Genomic DNA, 24,199 nt, shown 5'->3' on the forward strand with positions numbered 1-24,199 from the left:
AGCGCACTACGTACGGTGTACGTAACTAGGATGGTGGCCGAGGTGATGATCGATGGCGGGCCGAGCTGCCGTACCCGAAGTGATCTGGGCGCGCCCCGAGCGCACCGGACGTGGTCCGAAACCGGCGTTCGCCCGCGCCGACATCGCGGCGGCGGCGGTGCGGATCGCCGACGCGGAGGGGCTGGACGCGGTGTCCATGCGGCACGTCGCGGCGGAACTGGGCTGCGGCACGATGTCGCTGTACAACTACGTCCCCCGCAAGGAGGACCTGTACGAGCTCATGATCGACGCCGTCGGTGCCGAGCACGAGATGTTCGAGCCCACGGGCGACTGGCGCGCCGACATGCTCCGCAACGCCGAGGAGACGCGCGCCATCATGCGCCGTCACACCTGGGTGCCGCGCCTGATGCCAGGGGTGTACGCCTTCAGCCCCAACTCCCTGCGCTACCTGGAGCACTGCCTGGCCTGCCTCGAACCGCTCGACGTCCCGGCCGGCACGAAGACGGAGCTGATCGCGCTGCTCAACGGCGTCGTGACGACGTACACCGCGAACGACATCGCGACCGTCGAGCGCACGCGCTCCATGCCGTGGTCCGTGGAGGAGGAGAACGCGGTCCGGATGGCCTATCTGGGCAGCCAGGTGGCCACCGGCGCGTATCCGCGCCTGGCCGCGGCCTTCATGGAGCAGAGCGGGCCGGTCGATCTGGAGGCGGTGTTCAGACGGGCCCTCGAGCGCGTACTGGACGCCTACGACCCCGGCCTGCGCTAGAGCAGCGCGAGCTGGCCCTCCGGGCCCTCCTCGGGGCCGTCCAGCACCGAGGCCGGGCGGCGGGCCGAGGCCGGCACCGGGAGGACGCCGGCCTCGCGCAGCTCGGTCGCCGAGACCGGGTCGGGGAGCTCCGGCTGCTCCAGGGGGCGCAGTTCGGCCAGCAGGGCCAGGACCGTGATCAGTTCCAGCAGCTCCGACGTCCAGGTCTGGGGCCAGGTGGCGGGGCGGATCGCGGCGAGCGTGCCCGGCTCGGCCTCGGTGACACGCGCAGTGAACCACTGCTCCAGGACGCGCACCCCGCCCACCTCGAAGTCCCAGGCCTCAGGCGGCACCGGGGAGATGCGGCCCTCGTCCAGCAGCAGGGCCTCCTCGTCCCGGTCGTAGCGCACGGTCAGGGGGCGGGCGGGCAGCGGGGCGCGGACATAGGGGCGGCGGCCGCCGGGGAGCTTGGGGCGTTCGCCGTCGCGGCGCATCAGCCACAACAGCCGGTGGCCCAGCTCCAGACCTCGCGCCCAGGCGTCGGCGTCCCCGGTGAGCGGGACGGAGAGGTCCGGCCGTGCTGTCGCCGTGATCCACGCCAGCACGTCAAGAGGCGTGGGGACACTGCCCAGGCGGGTGCCCAGGTGCTCCAGCAGGCCGGGCGCCAGATTCGGTTCCTGCCCGTGCGGCCGCCGGAACAGCGGGCGGATCCGGCCGGGGCGGAGCAGCGGGAGCAGTGAGGTGACGAGCAGGCCTGGGGCGAGGGCGGCCTCGGGCGTCTCCAGCACGAAGACCTGCCGTTCGTCCGCCACCCGCCACAGCTCCGGGCGGGCCGCGTCGATCAGCCGCTGGTCGGGGATCAGCCACTGCTCGTCGAAGGGGGCGTACAGCACGCGCACCGGTTCCGGGCACGGCCCCGAGGCACGCGCCAGCTTCTCCGTGCCGCTGCCGGCCTGGCCGGGCAACTGGCCGACCGCCGTGTGCGGCGTGCGCGAGCGGGTCGGCTCGAACAGGGTCTCGCGGTCGGGTCCCTCGGCCTTCATCAGGGCGTCCCAGCGGGCCTTCAGGGACGCCGCGTCGGGGCCCGCCGGCCAGCCCCGGCCGAGCCGCGGCGGTGCGACGGACCACGGCATGAGGTCCGCCAGCGGCGGAGCGTCGTCGTGCGTCACGCAGGGCATCGTACGGTGTGGCTCCGGCACAGGGGTCAGGTCGCGTCCAGGGTCACCGTGAAGGAGAAGCGGTCCCCCCGGTACTGGATGACGGCCACGTCCAGCGGCCGCCCGCCGGCGTCGTACGTGATGCCCGTGTAGTGCAGGATCGGGCTGAGCAGCGGGACTTGGAGCAGTTTCGCGGTCTCCGGGTCGGCCAGGCGGGCCTCCACCGTGTCCGTGATGCGGCTGATGTCCGCCCCGACGACGTCCCGCAGCACCTTGGTCATGGGCCACCGGACCAGGTCGTCCAGGTCCATGCGCGCGGCCAGTTCGGGACGCACGTGGTTGCGGGCGTGGTTGGTCGGCTCGCCGGTCTTCTCGTCGCTGCGCAGCCGGTGGTACGTCGCCACCTCGGTCAGATCCGGGAAGAACTCGGCGAGTTCGGCCGGCACCGGGGCCGTGCCGTGGTCCAGCAGCTCGGTCGTCATGCCGGACTGCTGGGCCACGATCGCGTCCACCGAGCCGAGCAGCCGGACCGGGGAACCCCGGCGCGCGTGCGGCTCGATGAACGTGCCGCGCCGGCGGTGGCGGGTGATGAGCCCCTCGTCCTCCAGCTCCTTCAGCGCCTGCCGCATGGTCAGCACGCTCACGCCGTAGTGCCCGGCCAGCTGCTCCTCGGTGGGCAGGCGCAGCGGGTCCTGGGGCGAGCGGCCGAGGATCGAGGCGCGCAGCGACTGCGACACCTGGTACCAGAGCGGCAGCTTGCGGTTCAGGACGATCGAGTCCGGAGCGAAGGAGGTCACGGGCCATCCGTACCGGTCGGGGATGTTCAGTGCAAGGGACGGAAGTGCCGTTCCAGGCCCTGCCAGACGTCGTCGTAGCGCTGCTGGAGGTGTTCCGCGCGGGCCGCCTGCGGGGTGAGAGTGATCGGCCAGCGGGTTTCGAACATGAACGCCAGGCCGTCGTCGATCTTCTGCGGCCTCAGCTCGGCGGCGCTCGCCCGGTCGAAGGTCTCCCGGTCCGGGCCGTGCGCCGACATCATGTTGTGCAGCGAGCCGCCGCCCGGCACGAAGCCTTCCGCTTTCGCGTCGTACGCGCCCTCGATCAGGCCCATGTACTCGGTCATCACGTTCCGGTGGAAGTACGGCGGCCGGAACGTGTCCTCGCCCACCAGCCAGCGCGGGGCGAACACCACGAAGTCGACCCCGGCCAGGCCCGGGGTGTCCGACGGGGACGTCAGCACCGTGAAGATCGACGGGTCGGGGTGGTCGTACGTGATGGTGCCGAGCACATTGAAGCGGCGAAGGTCATAGACATACGGCACATGGTTGCCGTGCCAGGCGACGACATCGAGCGGGGAGTGGTCGTAGGTGGCCGTCCAGAGGTTGCCGCAGAACTTGTTCACCACCTCCACCGGGCCCTCGACGTCCTCGTACGCGGCGACCGGGGCGCGGAAGTCCCGCGGGTTGGCCAGGCCGTTCGCGCCGATCGGGCCCAGGTCGGGGAGGCGGAAGGGCGCGCCGTAGTTCTCGCACACATAGCCGCGGGCGGACTCGTCGAGCAGGTCCACACGGAAGCGGACACCACGCGGGATCAGCGCCACATGGCCCGGCTCCACGTGGAGCAGACCGAACTCGGTGCGCAGCAGCAGCCCGCCGCGCTCCGGGACGATCAGCAGCTCGCCGTCGGCGTCGCTGAACACCCGGTCCATCGAGGCGTTGGCGGTGTAGAGGTGGACGGCGATGCCGGTGCGCTGGGTGGCGTCACCGTTGCCGCCGAGGGTCCACAGGCCGGCCAGGAAGTCGGTTTCCGGCGCCGGGTCGGGCAGGGGGTTCCAGCGCAGGCGGTTGGGGTCGGGCACGGTCTGCGTGAAGGGGGCGGTGCGGATCGAGCCGTTGTGCGTGCGGGTGAACGCCGGGTGCGCGGCCGACGGGCGGATCCGGTACAGCCACGAGCGGCGGTTGTGGGCCCGGGGCTCGGTGAAGGCCGTACCGCTCAGCTGTTCCGCGTACAGCCCGAGCGGGGCACGCTGGGGCGAGTTGCGGCCCTCCGGCAGTGCGCCGGGGACGGCCTCGGAGCTGTGCTCGTTGCCGAAGCCGGAGAGATAGGTCAGCCCTTCGGCGGTCTTCCGCGCGTCCGCGCCCATGATCGCTGCTCCCTTGTTGTCCCGATTCGTGCGCCACCCGATTCCTATGCAACACCGTAGGATTGCGATTTCCCCGACGCAAGAGGGACGCGCGGGCCTGCGGGACTCCTCATTGCGGAGGAGGGGAACCCGACTCCAGGACGATCCGCCGGACCGGACGCCTGTTCTACGCTCCCCGGCATGTCGTGGACACGGGGATCTCGCACCGTGCTCGCGGTCTGTGTCCTCCTGCTGACCGGATCCGCGGGCTGCGGCTCCGGTGAGGCGCGGGAGGACGGGACGCGGCACGTACCGGTGGGCAGCCTTCTGGAGGACCGGGACCAGGAGGGGCGTGCCTACCGCGAGGTGGCGCGGCGGGACGCCCCCGACGTCGGCGTCGAGGTGCAGCCCGGCGCGGCCGGCGGCTGGGACGTCCGTCTGACCGTGCGGAACTTCCGCTTCTCCCCGGCCGGTACGGCAGCCCGGGCGGTGGCCGGGCGCGGCCTCGCATGGCTCTACGTGGACGGCCGCCCGGTCGCCCGGCTCCGGGCGCCCGAGCACCGTCTCGCCGAGCGCCTCGTGCCACGGGGCACGCACCGCGTCACGGCCCGTCTCCACGCCGACGACGGCACGGTGTGGGCGGTGGACGGCGCACCCGTGGAGAGCACGGCCGACATCACCGCGTCGGAGCCCGGCCCCGAGCCCGACCCCACGCCGAGTACGGACGTCCGGCGGCAGGCGCGGACGCACGCGACGGACACGCCGTCCCGGAGCATGGACACCCGGTCCCGGATCACGGACACCCGCTCCTGGATGCGGGGGCGAGGTTCACCGGAGCGCGTTGGAAAGGCATCATGAGCCCGTGCCCCACGCGACATCGCTCCGTCGTGCGCCCGTCCAGCGGCGCAGCGCCGAACGCCTGGCCAGAATCCTCGACGCCTGCGCCGACCTCCTCGACGAGGTCGGCTACGACGACCTGAGCACCCGGGCCGTCGCCCAGCGGGCGGCGGTCCCCATCGGCTCGGTCTACCGCTTCTTCGGCAACAAGCGCCAGATGGTCGACGCGCTGGCGCAGCGCAACCTGGAGCGCTACTCGGAGCGGGTCACCCAGCGCCTGCGGGAAGCGGGCGACGGGGGCTGGCGCGAGGCCATGGACGCCGTGCTCGACGAGTACCTGGAGATGAAGCGCACCGCGCCCGGCTTCTCCCTCGTCGACTTCGGCAACCAGATCCCGGTCGGCGCACGTCACGCCGAACCCAACCACCGCGTCGCCGACCGGCTCACCGAGCTCCTCTCCGGCTATCTCGACCGCGAGCCCGACGAGGAGCTGCGCCGGGTCTTCCTCATCGCCGTCGAGACCGCCGACACCCTGGTGCATCTGGCGTTCCGGGTCGTGCCGGAAGGGGACCGGAAGATCATCGAGGAGATGCGGGAGATGCTGCGGGCGTATCTGGCCCGAGTGCTCGACTGACCTCGTCCGGCCAGGGCCTCCCCTCCATGCATACCGGTCGGTATGCTCAGGCCGTCCGTGCGTCACCGTAGCCGCCGCCCCCGGGAGGACCCGTGTCCCGCACCGCCCTGCGTATCTGTCCCCTGTGCGAGGCCACCTGCGGCCTGACCCTCACCATCGAGGGGACGCGCGTCACCCACGCCCGAGGTGACCGCGACGACGTCTTCAGCAAGGGCTTTATCTGCCCCAAGGGCGCCTCCTTCGGCGCCGTCGACGCCGACCCCGACCGGCTGCGCACCCCGCTCGTGCGCAGGGACGGCGAGCTGCGCGAGGCCACCTGGGAGGAGGCCTTCGACGCGGTCGCCGCCGGCATCCGGCCCGTCGTCGAGCGATACGGCCCGAACTCCGTCGGCGTCGTCCTCGGCAACCCCAACGTGCACACCATGGCCGGCGCCCTCTACCCGGCGGTGCTGCTCGCCGGGCTCGGCACCCGTAGCGTCTTCACCGCCTCCACGGTCGACCAGATGCCCAAGCACGTCTCCAGCGGACTGCTCTTCGGCGACGCGAACGCCATCCCCGTGCCCGACCTGGACCACACCGACCACCTGCTCCTGATCGGCGCCAACCCGCTGGAGTCCAACGGCAGCCTGTGCACGGCCCCCGACTTCCCGGGCAAGCTGAAGGCCCTCAAGGCCCGGGGCGGCACGCTCGTCGTGATCGACCCGCGCCGTACCCGCACCGCGAAGCTCGCCGACCGGCACATCGCCGTGCGGCCCGGCACCGACGCGCTGCTGCTGGCGGCGATGGCCCAGGTGCTCTTCGACGAGGGGCTCACCGAGCCGATCCCGCACGTGCAGGGCGTCGAGGAAGTTGCCGACGCCTTGCGGGAGTTCACCCCCGAAGCCGTCGCCGCCGCCTGCGATGTCGAGGCCGGCGTCATCCGCACCCTCGCCCGCGAACTCGCCGCCGCCCCCACCGCCGCCGTCTACGGCCGCATCGGCAGCTGCACCGTCCCGCACGGCACCCTGGCCAGTTGGCTCGTCGACGTCCTGAACATCCTCACCGGCAACCTCGACCGGCCCGGCGGCGCGCTCTTCCCGCAGGCCGCCACCGACAAGACCCCGCGCCCCGCCGGGCCCGGCCGCGGCTTCGCCCTCGGGCGCTGGCACTCCCGCGTGAGCCGGCACCCGGAGGCCAAGGGTGAACTGCCCCTCTCCGCCCTCGCGGAGGAGATCGACACCACCACCGAGGAGGGCGAGCCGGTACGCGCGCTCCTCGCCGTCGCCGCCAACCCCGTGCTCTCCGCACCCGACGGCGACCGGCTCGACAAGGCGCTCGACTCGCTCGACTTCATGGTCAGCGTCGACCCGTACCTGAACGAGACCTCCCGCCACGCCGACGTCGTCCTGCCCCCGCCCCCGCCCTCCCAGAGCCCGCACCACGACTTCGCCTTCAACACCCTCGCCGTCCGCAACCAGGTCCGCTACACCCGCCCCGCGATCCCGCTGGAGCCGGGCCGCATGGCCGAGACGGAGATCCTGGCCCGGCTGATCCTCGCGGTGACGGGCATGCACGGGGCCGATCCGGCCGCCGTCGACCAGATGGTCATCGACCAGACCCTCGGCAAGGCCGTCAAGGAGCCGCACTCGCCCGTGCACGGCCGGGATCCCCGCGAGCTGGCCGCCCGGCTCACCGGCGACAACGGACCCGAGCGACGGCTGGACATGATGCTGCGCCTCGGCCCCTACGGCGACGGCTTCGGCGTACGACCGGACGGACTGACCCTTCAGAAGCTGCTCGCACACCCGCACGGCATCGACCTCGGACCGCTGCGCCCCCGCCTGCCGCAGCCGCTGAAGACCAGGAGCGGCACGGTGGAGCTGCTGCCGCGGCCGATCGCGGACGATCTGCCCCGCCTCAAGCGCGCCCGGGAGGAGCGCCCCGACGGGCTCGTCCTGGTCGGCCGCCGTCACCTCCGCTCGAACAACAGCTGGATGCACAACGTGCCCGCCCTCACCGGCGGCTCCAACCGCTGCACCCTGCACATCCACCCCGAGGACGCCGAACGGCTGGGCGTGCGCGACGGGGCGCCGGTGCGGGTGAAGGGCGCCGGGGGAGAGGTGACCGCACCCGCCGAGGTCACGGACGACGTGCGCCGGGGCGTGGTGAGCCTGCCGCACGGCTGGGGCCACGACCGCCCCGGCACCCGTCTCGGTCACGCCGCGACCGACCCCGGCGTCAACGTCAACCAGCTCCTCGACGGCCGCCTGCTCGACCCGCTGTCGGGCAACGCGGTCCTCAACGGAGTGCCCGTCGAGGTCGCCCCCGAGACGGCCTCCGGATGCGCATCCGTGACCGAAAAGCTCACCGCTCTGACCTGAGCAAAGCTGTGACCAGCAGTTTTGCGCTTATTGCTCGCACGTCAACGTCTTGTTAACGCTGCTTGACGGCACCTAACGTCTCGGACACCGCCGGCCCTGGTGGGATGTTCAAGGGCGAACGTTAGGTATCCACTCATGCTGACCATCCTCGGCTTCGCCATGATCGCGACCTTCCTGGTCCTGATCATGATGAAGAAGATGTCGCCGATCGCGGCGCTCGTGCTGATTCCCGCGCTGTTCTGCGTGTTCGTCGGCAAGGGCGCCAAGCTCGGCGACTACGTCCTCGACGGCGTGACCGACCTCGCCCCCACTGCGGCGATGCTCATGTTCGCGATCGTCTACTTCGGGGTGATGATCGATGTCGGTCTCTTCGACCCGATCGTCCGCGGCATCCTCAAATTCTGCAAAGCCGACCCGATGCGGATCGTCGTCGGCACCGCCGTGCTCGCCGCGATCGTGTCGCTGGACGGCGACGGCTCCACCACCTTCATGATCACGGTCTCGGCGATGTACCCGCTGTACAAGCGCCTGAAGATGAGCCTGGTCGTGATGACCGGTGTCGCCGCCATGGCCAACGGCGTGATGAACACCCTCCCCTGGGGCGGCCCGACCGCCCGCGCCGCGACCGCGCTCAAGCTCGACGCCAGCGACATCTTCGTCCCGATGATCCCCGCGCTCCTGGTGGGCCTGCTGTTCGTCTTCGTCCTCTCCTACGTCCTCGGTGTGCGTGAGCGCCGGCGGCTGGGCGTGCTGACGCTGGACGAGGTGCTGGAGGAGGAGAAGGAGACCGAGACGGTCCTCGTGGGCGCCGGCGGCTCCGGCGACGGCAAGGTCTCAATGCGCAAGGGCGGCTCCGGCGCCACGGGCGGCACGGGCTCCGGCACGGACGCTCCGGAGGCCGCCGGGGACTCCGCGGACTCCTCGGACGGCGACGGCTTCCAGGGCCTCGACCCGAACCGGGCCACCCTGCGCCCCAAGCTCTACTGGTTCAACGCGCTGCTCACCGTCACCCTGCTCACCGCGATGATCATGGAGCTGCTGCCGATCCCGGTGCTGTTCCTGCTCGGTGCCGCGCTCGCCCTCACCGTGAACTTCCCGCACATCCCCGACCAGAAGGCCCGTCTGGCCGCCCACGCCGACAACGTCCTGAACGTCTCCGGCATGGTCTTCGCCGCCGCCGTCTTCACCGGCGTCCTCCAGGGCACCGGCATGGTCGACCAGATGGCCAAGTGGATGGTGGACGTCATCCCCGCGGGCATGGGCCCGCACATGGCCATCGTGACCGGTGTGCTGAGCCTGCCGCTGACGTACTTCATGTCGAACGACGGCTTCTACTTCGGTGTCCTCCCCGTCCTCGCCGAGGCGGGCGCCGCGCATGGTGTCTCCCCGATGGAGATGGCCCGTGCCTCCCTCGTCGGCCAGCCGCTGCACATGTCCAGCCCGCTCGTCCCGGCCGTCTACGTCCTGGTCGGCATGGCCAAGGTGGAGTTCGGCGACCACACGAAGTTCGTCGTGAAGTGGGCCGCCCTCACCTGCCTGGTCATCCTCGGGGCAGGCTTGCTCTTCGGCATCATCTGACCCCCGTGGTCATCCGACCCGTATGGAGGACATCGTGAGGCCCGGTGGGAACCGCGGCTGGCTGCTCCGCCTCGTCATCGCCTTCAGCTTCGCGCAGGGGGCGGTGTCGATGGCCCGGCCCGCCGTCTCCTACCGGGCCCTCGCGCTGGGCGCGGACGAGCGCGCGGTCGGCGTGATCGCTGGTGTGTACGCGCTGCTGCCGCTGTTCGCGGCCGTGCCCCTCGGCCGCCGTACCGACCACGGCCGCTGCGCGCCCCTGCTGCCCATCGGCGTGGTCCTCATATCCGGCGGCTGCGCGCTCAGCGGCGTCGCCGACTCCCTGTGGGCGATGGCCCTGTGGAGCGGCGTGATGGGCCTCGGCCACCTCTGCTTCGTCATCGGCTCCCAGTCCCTCGTCGCCCGCCAGTCCGCGCCGCACGACCAGGACCGCAACTTCGGCCACTTCACCATCGGCGCCGCGCTCGGCCAGCTGGTCGGCCCCATCGCCGCGGGCGCGGTGATCGGCGGTGACGACATGAGGGGCACCAGCGCGCTCGCCCTGATCGTGGCGGGCGCGATCGGGGCGGTCGCGTTCACCTCGCTGTGGCGCATCGAGCACCGCCGTACGGCGGCCACGTCCCGTGCGGAGAAGGGCGATCGTGTCCCGGTCCGGCGCATCCTGCGCACCCGGGGCGTGCCGGCCGGCATCCTCATCAGCCTCGCCGTGCTGTCCGCGACCGACATCCTCACCGCCTACCTCCCGGTGGTCGGGGAGCACCGGGGCATCGCGCCGTCCGTGATCGGCGTCCTGCTCAGCCTGCGAGCGGCGGCCACCATCGCGTGCCGTCTGGTGCTGACGCCGCTGCTGCGGCTGCTCGGCCGCACCGCGCTGCTCACGGTGACCTGCCTGCTGGCGGCCCTGCTGTGCGCGGGCATCGCCCTGCCGGTGCCGGTGTGGGCGCTCGGGCTGCTGCTGGTGCTGCTCGGCTTCTGCCTCGGCGTGGGGCAGCCGCTGTCCATGACGACGGTCGTCCAGGCCGCTCCCGACGAGGCCCGTTCCACGGCCCTGGCGCTGCGCCTGACCGGCAACCGGCTCGGCCAGGTCGCCGCGCCCGCGGCGGCCGGGCTGATCGCCGGGGTGGCGGGGGTGGCGGCGCCGTTCGTGATGCTCGGGGTGCTGTTGCTGCTGTCCTCAGGTGTCGCCGTGCGGTCACCGCGGGAGCCGAAGGAGGCGGGCGAGGACCGCCCGCCGCGGGTACGGCTGCGCCGGAAGAGCGATATCTGACGCGTCGCAGGGCGCAGTTGCCACTGTTTCGACGGTCATGTGACAGAGAGTCAGGCGACGAGGTGTTTGTATGACTATCATCTGACTTGGAGGCATGTTCATGCCCGTCGTACCCCCCGCGTGCCGTGCCGGCACCCGCACCGCCGTCCTCGCCGCCCTCACCCTCGCTGGGACCACCCTGAGCGCGGTGCCCGCTGTCGCCGCTCCGGGGGACAACGGGGACGTCAAGATCCACGCCCGCGAGACGCTCGCCACCGATCGCCGCAACGATCCGAAGGTCTGCGACTTCTACCTCGCCGCGTTCGACTTCGAGGGAGGCGAGACGGTCAACTGGACCATCCAGACCCTGCCCGAGGTGCCGGCCGAGAGCGGTTCCGTCACCCTCGACGCGGCCGGGGCGGGCCGCTCACCGCTCATCGACCTGCCCAACGGGCAGTACAAGCTGACGTGGCTCACCGACCGGGCCCACGGCGCGGGCAAGTTCAAGGTGTTCCAGGTCGACTGCCCGGCCTCCAAGGCCACGCCCACCGCGATCACGCCCAACGGCGGCCCGCCGGCGGGTGGCGGCGGCATCGCCCGTGCCGAGGCCTTCACGCCGGTCGCCGGCGCCGCCGCCGTCGGGCTGGCCGCCGTCGCCGGGACGGTCTGGTTCCGGCTCCGTCGCCGCCCCGATGGCGCGGCGTAGGCCGCGTTCCGCGTATCGCGCCGCTCCGGTGGAGTGGCGTGGGCCCGGGGAGGGCGTTGGTGCGGCCCCGGTGGGGCGGGGTGAGGGAGGGGCCGGCCCCGGCGCCGGCTCGGTGGTTCGGCGCGGGGGCGGCTATCGGCCTGAGACCGGCTCGAAAGTGCGGCGTGGGACTGAGCGTGGGGTTGAGACCGGCTCGAGAGTGCGGCGTGGGGCTGAGCATGGGGTTGAGGCGGGGTCGGTGGTTCGGCGTGGGGGTGGTCTCGGGGCTGCGGCGGGGTCGGTGGATCGGCTTGGAGCTGGTCTTTGGGCTGAGCCGGGGTCGGTGGATCGGCGTGGAGCTGGTCTTTGGGCTGAGCCGGGCCCGGTGTTTCGGCGTGGGGATGGTCCCGGGGCCGAGGCGGGGTCGGTGTTTCGGCGTGGAGGTGGTCTCGGGGCTGAGGCGGGGCCGACGGCTCGGCGTGGAGCTGGTCCCGGGGCTGAGGCGGGCCCGGTGGATCGGCGTGGGGCAGGCTCCGGTTCCGCTGCCGTGCCGGCGGGGCGGCGTGGCGGTCGGGCAGGCTCCGGCGGGGTTCCGGCGGGGCGGCGTGGGGTCGTGGTGGCTCCCGATGCTGAGGCGGGGCTGCGGCGGGGGGCCGGGCCCGGGCCCGGTGCTGCTCGCGTGACGCGGCGAGGGCCGGGGTACGGGGGCGGCACCGGCCCGGTGGTCCGGCGTGAGGCCGGAACCGGTGCCGCCGCTGTTCCGGCGGGGCGGCGCAGGGCGGGTTCCGGGTACGCCGCTGTTCCGGCGGGGCGGCGCAGGGCGGGTTCCGGGTACGCCGCTGTTCCGGCGGGGCGGCGCAGGGCGGGTTCCGGGTACGCCGCTGTTCCGGTGGCGCGGCGCCGGCGTCCCCGCAAGCCCTGGTACCGGACGCGCGCCTACCGCCTGACGCGGACGATCGTGGTGACCGTCTTCCTGCTCGTGTGTGGTGTCTGCGTGGACCGGGGTGGAGAACCCGACAGGGCGGCCACGGCCCTCCCGCCGGGCTCCGCGGGGGCTGCCGCTGCCGTGCCGGGCGACCCGGGTGCCGCCACCGCCGCCGCGCCGGACGGGTCGGACGACGCCCCGGCCGCCCCACCCCGCCCCTCCCGGGAACCCGGCCCCCAGACCGGCACGTCCCGGGCACCGGCGTCCCGTACGGCCGCGACCCCCGCCCCCGGACCCGATGCCGCCGGGTCCCGCACCGCCCGGCCCCGGGGGCTCGGATCCCCCACGCCCGCGCCCTCCACCGGCGCCCAGGGTGCACGGCACCAGCGGCCGCCCGCCGACGTCCCCGGGGCACGGCACCAGAGGCCCGCCCCCGACGCCGACCCGAACCGCACCGCCACCCCCACCGCACGACCGTCCCGCCCCCCGGTATCACCCCGCCCGCTGCCCCCCTCCCGGGCCACCCGCCTGCTCATCCCCTACCTCAGCGTCGACGCCCCGGTCATGGGCCTGGGCCTCGACCGGGACGGCCGCCTCACCGCGCCCCCGGAGGACGACCCCAAGCTAGTCGGCTGGTACAAGCACGGCGCCTCGCCCGGCGAGCAGGGCACCGCCGTGGCCGTCGGGCATCTGGACACGGACACCGGTCCCGCCGTCTTCGCCGGGCTGACACAGCTGAAACCCGGCCTCGTCGTCAAGGCCCGCCGCGCCGACGGGCGGATCGCCGTCTACACCGTGGACAAGATCAAGTCGTACGAGAAGGCGCACTTCCCCAGCAAGGAGGTGTACGGCGCCCGAAGCCGCCCCGAGCTGCGCCTGATCACCTGCGGCGGCAACTACGACCGCAGGAAGGGCTACTCCGGGAACGTCGTGGTCTTCGCCCACCTCACCGGCGTCCGCTGACCTAGGGCACCTTCTCACCAGGTGGACGGAAGGCCCGGATCCCGCCCGGTGTCTTCCCCAGGCCGCGCACATTCCGTTAACTTCCGTGACCCACAGCCCCGTACGACCCGCACGGGGCTTCCGACCGCGGAGCACCAGCGCCCTGATGACCCCTCGGGGGCACCTCATGACACGCGCCATCTCCCTGCACGACGTGAGCAAGGCCTACACGCGGGGCGCCCGCGTCGTGGACCGGCTGTCGCTGGACATCACGCCGGGCGAATTCCTCGTGCTGCTCGGCCCGTCCGGCTGCGGCAAGTCGACCGTGCTCCGGATGATCGCCGGACTGGAGGAGATCGACGAGGGCGAGCTGCTGCTCGACGGCGAGTACGCCAACGACCTGCCGCCGTCCGGGCGGGACATGGCGATGGTCTTCCAGAACTTCGCCCTCTACCCGAACATGACCAGCCGCGCCAACATCGGCTTCCCGCTGCGCATCGAGGCCCCGGGCACGGACCCCACCCCGCGCGTGGACGCCACCGCCCGGATGCTGGGCATCGAGGACCTACTCGACCGCCTGCCCGGCCAGCTCTCCGGCGGTGAACGCCAGCGGGTCGCCATGGGCCGGGCCATCGCCCGCCACCCCTCCGCCTTCCTGATGGACGAGCCGCTGTCCAACCTCGACGCCAAGCTCCGCACCCATCTGCGCGCCGAGATCTCCCAGCTGACCAAGGAGCTGGGTGTCACCACCATCTACGTCACCCACGACCAGGCCGAGGCCATGTCGCTCGGCGACCGGGTCGCCGTGCTGCGCGGCGGCGTGCTCCAGCAGGTCGACAGCCCGCGTGTCGTCTACGCGCTGCCCAGCAACGTCTTCGTCGCCGCCTTCATCGGCACCCCGCGCATCAACCTGCTGCGCGGTCTGGTGCGCGCCCCGCTGGACGGCGCGATGACCATCAGCCTGGGCAAGCAGTTCCTGCGCCTGCCCGAGCCGCTCTCCCTGGACCACCAGTTGCTGCGCGTCCAGCAGGGCCGCGAGGTCATCGTGGGCCTGCGCTCGGAGGCCGTCCGGATCGCCAAGCACTCCGCGGCCCGCCCCGGCGAGGTGCCGATCACCGGCCTGGTCGAGCACGTGGAGTTCCAGGGGCACGAGATCCTCGTCCACTTCAACACCGGCTCCCGCCCCGCCGTCGTCCCCGAACTGGAGGCCCCGCGCCCCCGCCCCGGCCGCCCCGCCCGGCGCCGCCGCCGTGAGGCCTCGGTCCTCACCCGGCTGCGGGAGCGGACCGGAGCCGGACGGTCGGGCCCCGTCGTGGCCCTGGACGACCCCCGGGACGCCGGAGCCCGCCCTCCGGCCGCCGAACCCCGCCTGCCCGGCGACCTCATCGTGCGCACCACCCCGGACCTGGCCCTGCGCCACGGCATGCAGGTGCCGCTCCTCGTCGACCTCGCCCACCTCTTCGTCTTCGACCAGCACGGCGACCGAATCTGCCCGCACCCGGCGCACCTGCCCGACCTGGGGGAGTGAGGAGCCGCACACCCGGGCGGGGCCCCGGCCGTGCTGTGATGACCCGGGACCCCGGGACGTCTGGCGCCGGAAAACTATCGTCGCTAGTTTATGTTCCGGACGACGACGCCCCGCCCCGGAGGAAGCGCGATGAAGGCATACGACGGCATGTACATCGGGGGCGCCTGGCGCCCCGCCGCCGGCCAGGACGTGATCGAGGTCGTGAACCCGGCCGACGAGCAGGTCATCGGCACGGTCCCGGCCGGCACCGCCGAGGACGTCGACGCCGCCGTACGGGCCGCCCGCGCCGCGCTCCCCGACTGGGCCACCACCCCGCCCGCCGAGCGCGCGGCGCGCCTCAGTGCCCTGCGGGACGTGCTCGTGGCCCGCGCGGACGAGATCGCCGAGACCGTCACCGCCGAACTCGGCGCACCCCTGAAGCTCTCCCAGACGGTCCACGCGGCCGTGCCGATCGCGGTCGCGGGCTCCTACGCCGAGCTGGCGGCGACGTACGCCTTCGAGGAGAAGACCGGCAACTCGGTCGTCCACCACGAGCCGGTCGGTGTCGTGGCCGCGATCACGCCCTGGAACTACCCCCTGCACCAGATCGTGGCCAAGGTCGCCCCGGCTCTCGCGGCGGGCTGCACGGTCGTCGTGAAGCCCGCCGAGGACACCCCGCTGGTCGCCCGCCTCTTCGCCGACGCCGTGCACGAGGCCGGGATCCCGGCGGGCGTCTTCAACCTGGTCACCGGCCTCGGCCCGGTCGCCGGCCAGGCCCTCGCCGAGCACCCGGGCGTCGACCTGGTCTCCTTCACCGGCTCCACCGCCGTCGGCCGGCGGATCGCCGCGATCGCCGCCGGGCAGGTCAAGAAGGTCGCCCTCGAACTCGGCGGCAAGTCCGCCAACGTCATCCTCCCGACCGCCGACCTCGCCAAGGCGGTCAACGTCGGCGTCGCCAACGTCATGTCCAACTCCGGGCAGACGTGCAGCGCCTGGACCCGCATGCTGGTCCACCGCGACCAGTACGACGAGGCGGTGGAACTCGCCGCGACGGCCGCCGCCAAGTACGGCGAGCGCATCGGTCCGGTCGTCAACGCCAAGCAGCAGGCCCGGGTGCGCGGCTACATCGAGAGGGGCGTAGCGGAAGGCGCCCGGCTGGTCGCCGGCGGGCCCGAAGCCCCGCGCGAGAAGGGCTACTTCGTCAGTCCGACCGTCTTCGCCGACGTCACCGAGGGCATGACCATCGCACAGGAGGAGATCTTCGGCCCGGTCCTGTCGATCCTGCGCTACGAGGACGAGGAGGAGGCCCTGCGGATCGCCAACGGCACGGTCTACGGCCTGGCCGGCGCCGTCTGGGCCGGGGACGAGGCCGAGGCGGTGGCCTTCGCACGCCGGATGGAGACCGGCCAGGTCGACATCAACGGCGGCCGCTTCAACCCCCTCGCCCCCTTCGGCGGCTACAAGCAGTCGGGCGTGGGCCGCGAACTCGGCGTGCACGGCCTGACCGAGTACCTCCAGACCAAGTCCCTCCAGTTCTAGCCCAGGGGAGTCCCGTCCGCCATGGCTGTCCGCGCCGCCGTCCTGCCCGCCGTAGGTTCCCCGCTGGAGATCACCGGCATCGACCTGCCCGACCCCGGACCCGGCCAGGTCCGCGTCCGGCTCGCCGCAGCCGGCGTCTGCCACTCCGACCTGTCCCTGTCCAACGGCACCATGCGCGTGCCCGCACCCGCCGTCCTCGGCCACGAGGGCGCCGGTACGGTCGTCGCCGTCGGCGAGGGCGTCACCCACATCGCGCCCGGCGACGGGGTCGTCCTCAACTGGGCACCGTCCTGCGGCACCTGCCACGCCTGCTCGCTCGGCGAGGTCTGGCTGTGCGCCGACGCCCTGAGCGGCGCCGCCGACGTCTACGCCCGCACCACCGAGGGGACCGACCTCCACCCCGGCCTGAACGTCGCCGCGTTCGCCGAGGAGACGGTGGTGTCCGCCTCCTGCGTCCTGCCCGTTCCGGACGGCGTCCCGCTCACCGACGCGGCCCTCCTCGGCTGCGCCGTCCTCACCGGCTACGGCGCCGTCCACCACTCGGCCCGGGTCCGCGAGGGCGAGACGGTCGCGGTGTTCGGCGCCGGGGGAGTGGGGCTCGCGGCGATCCAGGCGGCTCGGATCGCGGGTGCCTCGAAGATCGTCGCCGTGGACGTGTCCGCCGGGAAGGAGGAGCTGGCCCGGACGGCCGGGGCCACCGACTACGTCCTGGCCTCCGAGACCACCGCCCGCGAGATCCGCGCCCGCACGGGCAGGCAGGGCGTCGATGTCGCCGTCGAGTGCGCCGGCCGCGCGGTCTCCATCCGCACGGCCTGGGACTCCACCCGCCGCGGCGGCCGCACCACGGTCGTCGGCATCGGCGGCAAGGACCAGCAGGTCACCTTCAACGCCCTGGAGATCTTCCACTGGGGCCGCACCCTCTCCGGCTGCGTCTACGGCAACTCCAACCCCGCCGAGGACCTCCCGGTACTCGCCGAACACGTCCGGGCGGGCCGTCTGGACCTGACCGCCCTGGTGACCGAGCGCATCGGTCTGGACGGCATCCCGGCGGCCTTCGAGAACATGCTGGCGGGCAAGGGCGGCCGGGCACTGGTCGTCTTCTAGTCCGCTTCGTCCCGCACCCCGGCCTCCGCGCGAGGCCGGGGCCTCAGCCGTGCCCGGAGCCGTAGTCGTTGGCGCCTACAGGCAAAAGTCCTGGTGTGCGACCCGTTGACGTACATACCGTCCGGTCAGTACGTTCCCCGGACCATCGAGCCACCCCCCGTTCCGTCCCCGCACCCACCGGAGCGTGCACCGCATGGACACGGCCCCTTCCGCTCAGTCGCACACCGCCACCGCGCCCGCCGTGGGCAATCGCCGCCGCGTGGCCACCGCCGCGGCCCTCGCCTCGGCCGTCGAGTGGTACGACTACTTCGTCTTCGGCATCGCCGCCGCCCTCGTCCTCGGCGACCTGTACTTCCCCGCCGGCAGCCCCAGCGCCGGCGTGCTGGCCTCCTTCGCCACGTTCGCCGTCGGCTTCCTCGCCCGCCCCCTCGGCGGCATCGTCGCCGGCCACCTCGGCGACAAGCGCGGCCGCAAGCCGATGCTGGTCCTCGCCCTCACGCTGATGGGCGTGGCCACCACCGGCATCGGCTTGCTGCCGACGTACGAGACGATCGGCGTCGCCGCCCCGATCCTGCTCGTCCTGCTCCGCGTCGCACAGGGCGTCGCCGTCGGCGCCCAGTGGGGCGGTGCGATGCTCCTGGCCACCGAGTACGCCCCGGAGGGCAAGCGCGGCGTCTACGGCAGTGTCGTCCAGCTCGGCGTCCCCATCGGCGTGGTGAGTGCCAACACGGTCTTCCTGGTCGCCGGCGCGCTCACCACCGACTCGGCGTTCGCGGCCTGGGGCTGGCGCGTGCCGTTCTTGGTCGGACTGCTCGTCCTCGCCCTCGCCTGGTACATCCACACCCGTGTCGAGGAGACCCCGGCGTTCCGGGAGGCCGAACGCGCCCTCGCGGAGCAGGAGAAGACCGAGCAGAGCTCGCCGCTGCGCACGATCCTGCGCGGCCACCTCGGCACGGTGCTCCTCGCCGGCGGCTCCTTCGCCGTGAACACCGCGACCTTCTACATCCTCATCACCGGTGTCCTCGACTACACGACCCGCGAGCTGGACATGAGGAAGGGCCCGGTGCTCACGGTCTCGCTCTGCGTCAGCCTCACCCAGCTCGTGCTGATCCCGGCCGCCGCCGCGCTCTCCGACCGCATCGGCCGCATCCGGATCTACGCCTTCGGGGCGGCCGGCATCGCGCTGTGGGCCGTGCCGCTCTTCCTGCTGATCGACACCGGCTCGCTGCTCTGGCTCGCGGTCGGCACGTTCGTCGCCAGCTGCTTCCTGAGCATCATGTACGGCCCCCAGGCCGCCCTGTTCGCCGAGCTGTTCACGCCCGAGATGCGCTACACCGGCGCCTCCCTCGGCTACCAGATCGCGGCCGTCGCGGGCGGCGGCCTCGCCCCCTTCGTCATGGTGCTGCTGCTGGAGGCGACGGGCACCTCGATGGCGGTGTCGGGCTACATCATCGCGCTCTCGGTGATCGCGCTGGTCTCGATCAAGGTCCTCGCGGACCGGGCACGCGCGGCGGAAACCGAGGACGGGCCGGAGGCCGAGCCCCCGGCCACGTCAGCGGGCTGAGTCCGAGGCCCGCTCGGGCCGGGGCTGCGGAACCGCTCCCGCAGACCCGGCCCGGGCCCGCGACCGGGACACCGCGACACCCGCCAGGCACAGCACGCCGCCGACCAGGGTGAGCAGCCCCGGCACCTCGCCGAGGAACAGCCAGGACATCAGGACGACCAGCGCGGGCGCCGCGTAGGTCGTCGCACCCATCCGGCTCGCGGTCGTCCGGGACAGGGCGTACGCCCACGTCGTGAAGGCCAGGGCGGTCGGAAAGACGCCCAGGTACACCATGTTGAGCGTCGCGGAGGCCGGCGCGTCGGCGGCCTCCTGGACGAGCTGCCCGGCGAACGGCAGACAGACCACCGCGCCGGCCAGGCAGCCGAACGTCGTCACCTGCAACGGACTGGCCGTGCCCAGCGCCGGCTTCTGCGCGACGACACCACCGGCGTAGGTGACCGCCGCCAGCAGGCACAGCACCACCCCGAGCACGGAGGAGCCGCCCTCACCGGACATCGAGAGACCCACGGTCACCGCACCGGCGAACGACACCGCCATCCCCGCCAGCAGCCGCGGCGGCATCGGATCACCGAGCAACCGGGCACCCAGCAGCGCGATGAGGATCGGCCCGGTGTTCACGACCAGGGCGGCCGTACCCGCGTCGACCTGCTGCTCGCCCCAGTTGAGGGCGACCATGTAGACGCCGAACCACAGCAGCCCCGACACCGCGATCCCGCGCCAGGCCGACCGCGGCGGCCACCCCTCCCGCCGCAGCAGGCAGATCACCCCCAGTGTCAGCGACCCGGCCAGCAGCCGCCCGAGCGCCAGCGCGCCCGGCGAGTACGCCTCCCCCGCACTGCGGATGGAGACGAAGGCGGACGCCCACAGTACGACGGTCACCGCGGCCGCACCGGCGGCCAGCAGCTCGGCCCGGCGGGCGGGACGGGGCGGGGTGTGGTTCATCATGATCCCGAGGCTAGGAGGGGAGGGGGAACGGACGCTCGCGAATTTCGGACGGGGCGTTCGCGGACCACCGGACCGCGCGCCGGGGCCTGTCCGACGGGGCTTCGGGTCAGCGCAGCACCGCCGCCTGAACGCCCAGCAGATCGAACAGGGCCCGCTCACCGGCAGCCGTCACCTTCACGGCCCGCTCGGAGCCGATACGCACGCACCACCCCGTGTCCAGGGCGTGCCGGCACAGCGCCGCTCCCGCGACGCCCGCGAGATGAGGCCGGCGTTCGGTCCAGTCGAGACAGGCCCGGGCCAGGGGGCGCCGGCCACGCCGGTCGAGGCCGATACCGGCCGACTCGAACCACGCCAGCGCGGCGTCGGTGAGCGCGAACCCGGTCTCCTGCTGCAGCAGCCCGCGCGCCGTCAGCGCGTCCGTGACCGCGATGCCGAGCCGCCCGGCGAGATGGTCGTAGCAGGTGCGGCCCCGGGCCATCGCCGAACCGGCGCTGGACTCCCGCAGGTTCCGCGGCCGTACGGCCGTACCCGGCGCGACCTGCGCCGCCAGGTCCTCCACCAGCTGCGCGACTCGCGCGTCGGCCAGCCGGACGTACCGGTGCCGGCCCTGCCGCTCCTCGGCGAGCAACCCGCCCGCGACGAGCCGGCCGAGGTGCTCGCTCAGCGTCGAGGCGGCGACACCCGCGTGCCGCGCCAGTTCGCTCGCGGTCCAGGCCCGCCCGTCGAGCAGCGCCAGCAGGCACGCGGCCCGGGTCTCGTCCGCGAACAGCGCCGCCAGCCGGGCCAGGGCCGTGGCCTGCGGGTCTCTCGTCGTCATGTCCCCAGCATGGAACACGGACTCTTCGGCCGCCGCCGAAGTGTCCCGCGATGGTGCTACGCGCTCCGCCGCACCTGCTCGTACTGCCGTGCCAGCCCGTCGAGCAGGGCCGTCAGCCCGGTCTCGAAGGCCCGCTCGTCGATCTTCTCCTGCTGCTCCGCGAGCAGATGGGCCTGCTGGAGATGGGGGTAGTCCGCAGGGTCGTAGGCGCTCGCGTCGTCCACGAATCCCCCGGCGAAGGAGCCGAGCGCGGAACCCATCACGAAGTAGCGCATCAGCGCGCCGATGGACGTGGCCTGGGCCGGCGGCCAGCCCGCCTCGACCATCGCGCCGTAGACGGCGTCCGCCAGGCGCAGCCCGGCCGGGCGGCGGCCGGGGCCGCGGGCCAGCACCGGGACGATGTTCGGGTGGTCGCGCAGCGCGGCCCGGTAGGAGACGGCCCAGTCGTGCAGCGCGGTCCGCCAGTCCCGGCCGTCCTGGAACATCGTCAGGTCCACCTGGCCGCTCACGGAGTCGGCGACCGCCTCCAGGATCTCGTCCTTGGTGCGGAAGTGGTTGTAGAGCGAGGGCCCGCTGACCCCGAGTTCGGCGGCGAGCCGACGCGTGGAGACGGCCGCGAGGCCCTCCGCGTCCACGAGCGCCCGGGCCGTCTCGACGATCCGGTCGGTGCTGAGCAGGGGCTTGCGCGGTCGGGCCATGGCGCACATAGTAGGGCTGCCGATCGAAACTAGCAGTGCTAATTTAAATGTACGGCTTTCAAGTGGAGTGGCTTGTGGTGAATCTGGAGCTCAGCGAGGAGCAGACCGCCGTACGGCATCTCGCCCGGGACTTCGTCGAGCGCGAGATCGCCCCGCACGCCGTCGCCTGGGACCGCGCCGAGGAAGTCGACCGGGCGATCGTCAAGAAACTCGGCGAGGTCGGTTTCCTGGGCCTGACGATCGACGAGGAGTACGGCGGCTCGGGCGGCGACCACCTGGCGTACTGCCTGGTCACGGAGGAACTCGGCCGGGGCGACTCGTCCGTGCGCGGCATCGTCTCCGTCTCCCTGGGGCTCGTCGCGAAGTCCGTCGCCGCCTGGGGGAGCGAGGAGCAGAAGCGGCGCTGGCTGCCGGGGCTCACGTCCGGCGAGTCGGTCGGTTGCTTCGGCCTGACCGAGCCGGGCACGGGCTCGGACGCCGGCAACCTCGCGACGCGGGCGGTGCGGGACGGCGAGGACTACGTCATCAACGGCACCAAGATGTTCATCACCAACGGCACCTGGGCCGACGTCGTCCTGCTCTTCGCCCGCTCCACGGGCGCCCCCGGCCACAAGGGCGTGTCCGCCTTCCTGGTCCCCACCGATACGCCCGGCCTGACGTGCCGCACGATCCACGGGAAGCTGGGGCTGCGCGGCCAGGCCACGGCCGAGCTGGTGCTGGAGGACGTGCGGGTGCCCGCCTCGGCGCTGCTGGGGGAGGAGGGCAAGGGCTTCTCGGTCGCCATGTCCGCCCTCGCCAAGGGCCGGATGTCGGTCGCCGCGGGCTGTGTCGGCATAGCCCAGGCCGCACTGGACGCGGCCGTGCGGTACGCGGGCGAGCGCGAGCAGTTCGGGAAGACCATCGCCCGTCACCAGCTGGTCCAGGAACTGATCAGCGACATCGCCGTGGACGTCGACGCCGCCCGGCTGCTGACCTGGCGGGTCGCCGACCTGATCGACCGCGGGCAGCCGTTCGCCGTCGAGTCGTCCAAGGCCAAGCTGTTCGCCTCGGAGGCGGCCGTCCGCGCCGCGAACAACGCGCTCCAGGTCTTCGGCGGCTACGGCTACATCGACGAGTACCCCGCGGGCAAGCTGCTGCGGGACGCCCGCGTGATGACCCTCTACGAGGGCACGAGCCAGATCCAGAAGCTGGTCATAGGGCGGGCGCTCACGGGCGTTTCGGCGTTCTGAGTACATCCCTGAGTACGTCGGCGGATGTGGCGCGGGCCACCTCCGCCGGAAGCTTGGCGCCATGAGTGACACACCGGGCAGCAAGCAGAACACGGCCGCCTTCTACGGCCAGGCCGTCGCCTCCTTCGCCGTCGCCATGGCGGCCACCGCGATCGGCATCTACCAGCTGAGCGCCGACGCCTGGGTACGGGGCTTCCTCGCCATCGCCGTTCTGTACCTGGTCACCTCCTCCTTCACCCTGGCCAAGGTGATCCGGGACCGGCAGGAGGGGACGGCGCCCTCTCCCTCTCCCTCGCCCTCGTACACCTCCTTCGAGAAGCGCTGAGCGGGCGCACCGGGCGGTCGCACTAAGCGAGCGCTCACCTTCGGCGGTATGGTGTTGTCCCTGTCGGTGGAGAGGGGCGAGTGATGAGTACGGCGGAGGAGACGGCCGGCGGCGAGGCGCAGGCGTGGGGCGAGGTCACGCCCGACGCGGCGCGACGGCTGCTGATCGCCGCGGTGGAGGCCTTCGCCGAGCGCGGGTACCACGCCACGACGACCCGGGACATCGCGGGTCGCGCCGGGATGAGCCCGGCCGCGCTCTACATCCACTACAAGACCAAGGAAGAGCTGCTGCACCGCATCAGCAGGATCGGGCACGAGAAGGCCCTGGAGATCCTGCGGACGGCGGCCCGGCGGGAGGGCACCGCACGCGAGCGCCTGGCCGGCGCGGTCAGCTCCTTCGTACGGTGGCACGCCGGTGGACGCACCACCGCCCGGGTCGTCCAGTACGAGCTGGACTCGCTCGGTCCGGACGCCCGCGCCGAGATCCTCGCGCTGCGGCGGCAGTGCGACGCCGAGGTGCGGGGAATCATCGAGGACGGCGTGGCGGCCGGTGAGTTCGACGTGCTGGACGTGAAGGGCACGACCCTGGCCGTGCTCTCGCTGTGCATCGACGTGGCCCGTTGGTTCAACGTGGACGGGCCGTGGACGCCGGACGAGGTCGGCGCGCTGTACGCCGACCTCGTGCTGCGGATGGTGGGGGACGGGGAAGCGCCCCGGGGTCAGAGGTAGTAGCGGGAGACGGACTCGGCGACGCACACGGGCTTGTCGCCGCCCTCGCGTTCCACGGTGAAGGCGACGGTCACCTGGACGCCGCCGGGCACGTCGTCGACGGCGCTGATGGTCGCGGTGGCGCGGAGCCGGGAGCCGACGGGGACGGGGGCGGGGAAACGGACCTTGTTCGTCCCGTAGTTGACGCCCATCTTCACGCCCTCGACGGAGATCAGCTGCGGTCCGAAGAGGGGGAGCAGCGACAGCGTGAGATAGCCGTGGGCGATGGTGGTGCCGAAGAGACCCGCGGCGGCCTTCTCGGGGTCGACGTGGATCCACTGGTGGTCGCCGGTGGCCTCCGCGAAGAGGTCGATCCGCTTCTGGTCGATGTCGAGCCAGTCGGTGTACCCCAGTTGCTCGCCCACCGCCGACTTCAGGTCGTCGACGGACGTGAAGATCCTCGGCTGTGCCATGTCCCGGCCTCTCGCGTCAGGAAGTCTGCGTGCGCTTGAATCTCTAAGCGACTGCTTAGCATG

Annotated in this window: 22 protein-coding genes; 15 read left to right on the top strand and 7 right to left on the bottom strand. The window is 72.7% G+C overall.

Going from position 1 to position 24,199, the window contains the following annotated elements:
• The first annotated feature begins 52 nt into the window (after positions 1-52).
• Positions 53-769 carry a TetR/AcrR family transcriptional regulator gene (locus SCNRRL3882_RS32350; protein ID WP_010046189.1) on the top strand — a complete coding sequence of 239 codons (717 nt, stop codon included), beginning with the start codon at positions 53-55 and terminating at the stop codon, positions 767-769.
• Here SCNRRL3882_RS32350 and SCNRRL3882_RS32355 read toward each other — a convergent pair.
• From SCNRRL3882_RS32355 to hmgA, 3 genes are read right to left on the bottom strand one after another with little or no spacing between them, the layout of a single operon-like run.
• A complete protein-coding gene (locus SCNRRL3882_RS32355; RefSeq protein WP_010046192.1) occupies positions 766-1,926 on the bottom strand; it encodes a type ISP restriction/modification enzyme in 1,161 nt (386 codons plus the stop codon). The two genes, SCNRRL3882_RS32350 and SCNRRL3882_RS32355, sit on opposite strands and share 4 nt — an antisense overlap.
• A 26-nt stretch (positions 1,927-1,952) precedes the next feature.
• Positions 1,953-2,702, bottom strand: a complete 750-nt coding sequence (locus tag SCNRRL3882_RS32360) for a GntR family transcriptional regulator (protein ID WP_010046195.1) — start codon at positions 2,700-2,702, stop codon at positions 1,953-1,955.
• A gap of 26 nt (positions 2,703-2,728) precedes the next feature.
• On the bottom strand, positions 2,729-4,045 hold the full coding sequence (hmgA, locus tag SCNRRL3882_RS32365) for a homogentisate 1,2-dioxygenase (protein ID WP_010046197.1): 1,317 nt from the start codon (positions 4,043-4,045) through the stop codon (positions 2,729-2,731).
• A 180-nt stretch (positions 4,046-4,225) separates the two neighbouring features.
• Between hmgA and SCNRRL3882_RS32370 the strand changes: the two genes are divergently transcribed.
• The 11 genes from SCNRRL3882_RS32370 (at position 4,226) to SCNRRL3882_RS32430 (ending at position 18,942) form a co-directional block, all read left to right on the top strand.
• Positions 4,226-4,882, top strand: a complete 657-nt coding sequence (locus SCNRRL3882_RS32370; protein ID WP_086012584.1) for a hypothetical protein — start codon at positions 4,226-4,228, stop codon at positions 4,880-4,882.
• Between the two features lie 4 nt (positions 4,883-4,886).
• Complete coding sequence (locus SCNRRL3882_RS32375; protein WP_010046201.1) at positions 4,887-5,495, top strand: TetR/AcrR family transcriptional regulator; 609 nt, start codon at positions 4,887-4,889, stop codon at positions 5,493-5,495.
• Between the two features lie 92 nt (positions 5,496-5,587).
• Complete coding sequence (locus SCNRRL3882_RS32380; RefSeq protein WP_010046204.1) at positions 5,588-7,855, top strand: molybdopterin oxidoreductase family protein; 2,268 nt, start codon at positions 5,588-5,590, stop codon at positions 7,853-7,855.
• Positions 7,856-7,954: 99 nt separating this feature from the next.
• A complete protein-coding gene (locus SCNRRL3882_RS32385) occupies positions 7,955-9,433 on the top strand; it encodes a citrate:proton symporter (RefSeq protein ID WP_324604468.1) in 1,479 nt (492 codons plus the stop codon).
• Positions 9,434-9,467: 34 nt separating this feature from the next.
• Positions 9,468-10,697 carry an MFS transporter gene (locus tag SCNRRL3882_RS32390; protein ID WP_029181616.1) on the top strand — a complete coding sequence of 410 codons (1,230 nt, stop codon included), beginning with the start codon at positions 9,468-9,470 and terminating at the stop codon, positions 10,695-10,697.
• A gap of 94 nt (positions 10,698-10,791) precedes the next feature.
• Positions 10,792-11,382 (top strand): hypothetical protein, encoded by a 591-nt coding sequence (locus SCNRRL3882_RS32395; protein WP_010046209.1) that lies wholly within the window; start codon positions 10,792-10,794, stop codon positions 11,380-11,382.
• A gap of 868 nt (positions 11,383-12,250) precedes the next feature.
• Positions 12,251-13,249 carry a class F sortase gene (locus SCNRRL3882_RS42675; protein ID WP_010046214.1) on the top strand — a complete coding sequence of 333 codons (999 nt, stop codon included), beginning with the start codon at positions 12,251-12,253 and terminating at the stop codon, positions 13,247-13,249.
• A 166-nt stretch (positions 13,250-13,415) separates the two neighbouring features.
• Positions 13,416-14,756, top strand: coding sequence for an ABC transporter ATP-binding protein (locus tag SCNRRL3882_RS32415; protein ID WP_010046216.1), 1,341 nt, complete (start codon positions 13,416-13,418; stop codon positions 14,754-14,756).
• 129 nt (positions 14,757-14,885) lie between these two features.
• Positions 14,886-16,274 carry an aldehyde dehydrogenase family protein gene (locus tag SCNRRL3882_RS32420; protein WP_010046219.1) on the top strand — a complete coding sequence of 463 codons (1,389 nt, stop codon included), beginning with the start codon at positions 14,886-14,888 and terminating at the stop codon, positions 16,272-16,274.
• Between the two features lie 21 nt (positions 16,275-16,295).
• A complete protein-coding gene (locus SCNRRL3882_RS32425; RefSeq protein WP_010046221.1) occupies positions 16,296-17,378 on the top strand; it encodes a Zn-dependent alcohol dehydrogenase in 1,083 nt (360 codons plus the stop codon).
• A 193-nt stretch (positions 17,379-17,571) separates the two neighbouring features.
• Positions 17,572-18,942 carry an MFS transporter gene (locus SCNRRL3882_RS32430; protein ID WP_010046223.1) on the top strand — a complete coding sequence of 457 codons (1,371 nt, stop codon included), beginning with the start codon at positions 17,572-17,574 and terminating at the stop codon, positions 18,940-18,942.
• Here the strand turns inward: SCNRRL3882_RS32430 and SCNRRL3882_RS32435 are convergent.
• The 3 genes from SCNRRL3882_RS32435 to SCNRRL3882_RS32445 all read right to left on the bottom strand — a co-directional run bounded on the left by SCNRRL3882_RS32435 (position 18,931) and on the right by SCNRRL3882_RS32445 (position 21,402).
• A complete protein-coding gene (locus SCNRRL3882_RS32435; RefSeq protein ID WP_029181617.1) occupies positions 18,931-19,887 on the bottom strand; it encodes a DMT family transporter in 957 nt (318 codons plus the stop codon). The genes SCNRRL3882_RS32430 and SCNRRL3882_RS32435 overlap by 12 nt on opposite strands.
• A 106-nt stretch (positions 19,888-19,993) precedes the next feature.
• Positions 19,994-20,704: an ArsR/SmtB family transcription factor gene (locus SCNRRL3882_RS32440; RefSeq protein WP_010046228.1), complete on the bottom strand. Its 711-nt coding sequence runs from the start codon at positions 20,702-20,704 to the stop codon at positions 19,994-19,996.
• A gap of 56 nt (positions 20,705-20,760) precedes the next feature.
• On the bottom strand, positions 20,761-21,402 hold the full coding sequence (locus SCNRRL3882_RS32445; protein WP_029181618.1) for a TetR/AcrR family transcriptional regulator: 642 nt from the start codon (positions 21,400-21,402) through the stop codon (positions 20,761-20,763).
• A 77-nt stretch (positions 21,403-21,479) separates the two neighbouring features.
• Between SCNRRL3882_RS32445 and SCNRRL3882_RS32450 the strand changes: the two genes are divergently transcribed.
• The 3 genes from SCNRRL3882_RS32450 to SCNRRL3882_RS32460 all read left to right on the top strand — a co-directional run bounded on the left by SCNRRL3882_RS32450 (position 21,480) and on the right by SCNRRL3882_RS32460 (position 23,684).
• Complete coding sequence (locus SCNRRL3882_RS32450; protein WP_010046234.1) at positions 21,480-22,631, top strand: acyl-CoA dehydrogenase family protein; 1,152 nt, start codon at positions 21,480-21,482, stop codon at positions 22,629-22,631.
• Positions 22,632-22,692: 61 nt separating this feature from the next.
• Positions 22,693-22,956, top strand: coding sequence for a YiaA/YiaB family inner membrane protein (locus tag SCNRRL3882_RS32455; RefSeq protein WP_010046236.1), 264 nt, complete (start codon positions 22,693-22,695; stop codon positions 22,954-22,956).
• Between the two features lie 83 nt (positions 22,957-23,039).
• Entirely contained in the window at positions 23,040-23,684 is a 645-nt protein-coding gene (locus SCNRRL3882_RS32460; RefSeq protein ID WP_010046239.1) for a TetR/AcrR family transcriptional regulator, read from the top strand.
• Here the strand turns inward: SCNRRL3882_RS32460 and SCNRRL3882_RS32465 are convergent.
• Positions 23,675-24,136, bottom strand: coding sequence for a MaoC family dehydratase (locus SCNRRL3882_RS32465; RefSeq protein ID WP_010046241.1), 462 nt, complete (start codon positions 24,134-24,136; stop codon positions 23,675-23,677). The genes SCNRRL3882_RS32460 and SCNRRL3882_RS32465 overlap by 10 nt on opposite strands.
• Positions 24,137-24,199: the final 63 nt, after the last annotated feature.

Origin of the sequence: Streptomyces chartreusis NRRL 3882, assembly GCF_900236475.1 — a bacterium.
Lineage (GTDB): Bacteria > Actinomycetota > Actinomycetes > Streptomycetales > Streptomycetaceae > Streptomyces > Streptomyces chartreusis_D.

Excerpts from the sequence above, each read along its gene's own strand:
- hmgA (WP_010046197.1), bottom strand. The coding sequence starts at position 4,045 with ATGGGCGCGGACGCGCGGAAGACCGCCGAAGGGCTGACCTATCTCTCC.
- SCNRRL3882_RS32395 (WP_010046209.1), top strand. The coding sequence starts at position 10,792 with ATGTTCATGCCCGTCGTACCCCCCGCGTGCCGTGCCGGCACCCGCACC.
- SCNRRL3882_RS32455 (WP_010046236.1), top strand. The coding sequence starts at position 22,693 with ATGAGTGACACACCGGGCAGCAAGCAGAACACGGCCGCCTTCTACGGC.
- SCNRRL3882_RS32425 (WP_010046221.1), top strand. The coding sequence starts at position 16,296 with ATGGCTGTCCGCGCCGCCGTCCTGCCCGCCGTAGGTTCCCCGCTGGAG.
- SCNRRL3882_RS32350 (WP_010046189.1), top strand. The coding sequence starts at position 53 with ATGGCGGGCCGAGCTGCCGTACCCGAAGTGATCTGGGCGCGCCCCGAG.
- SCNRRL3882_RS32460 (WP_010046239.1), top strand. The coding sequence starts at position 23,040 with ATGAGTACGGCGGAGGAGACGGCCGGCGGCGAGGCGCAGGCGTGGGGC.
- SCNRRL3882_RS32415 (WP_010046216.1), top strand. The coding sequence starts at position 13,416 with ATGACACGCGCCATCTCCCTGCACGACGTGAGCAAGGCCTACACGCGG.
- SCNRRL3882_RS32420 (WP_010046219.1), top strand. The coding sequence starts at position 14,886 with ATGAAGGCATACGACGGCATGTACATCGGGGGCGCCTGGCGCCCCGCC.
- SCNRRL3882_RS32440 (WP_010046228.1), bottom strand. The coding sequence starts at position 20,704 with ATGACGACGAGAGACCCGCAGGCCACGGCCCTGGCCCGGCTGGCGGCG.
- SCNRRL3882_RS32435 (WP_029181617.1), bottom strand. The coding sequence starts at position 19,887 with ATGATGAACCACACCCCGCCCCGTCCCGCCCGCCGGGCCGAGCTGCTG.
- SCNRRL3882_RS32445 (WP_029181618.1), bottom strand. The coding sequence starts at position 21,402 with ATGGCCCGACCGCGCAAGCCCCTGCTCAGCACCGACCGGATCGTCGAG.
- SCNRRL3882_RS32370 (WP_086012584.1), top strand. The coding sequence starts at position 4,226 with ATGTCGTGGACACGGGGATCTCGCACCGTGCTCGCGGTCTGTGTCCTC.
- SCNRRL3882_RS32465 (WP_010046241.1), bottom strand. The coding sequence starts at position 24,136 with ATGGCACAGCCGAGGATCTTCACGTCCGTCGACGACCTGAAGTCGGCG.
- SCNRRL3882_RS32355 (WP_010046192.1), bottom strand. The coding sequence starts at position 1,926 with ATGCCCTGCGTGACGCACGACGACGCTCCGCCGCTGGCGGACCTCATG.
- SCNRRL3882_RS32430 (WP_010046223.1), top strand. The coding sequence starts at position 17,572 with ATGGACACGGCCCCTTCCGCTCAGTCGCACACCGCCACCGCGCCCGCC.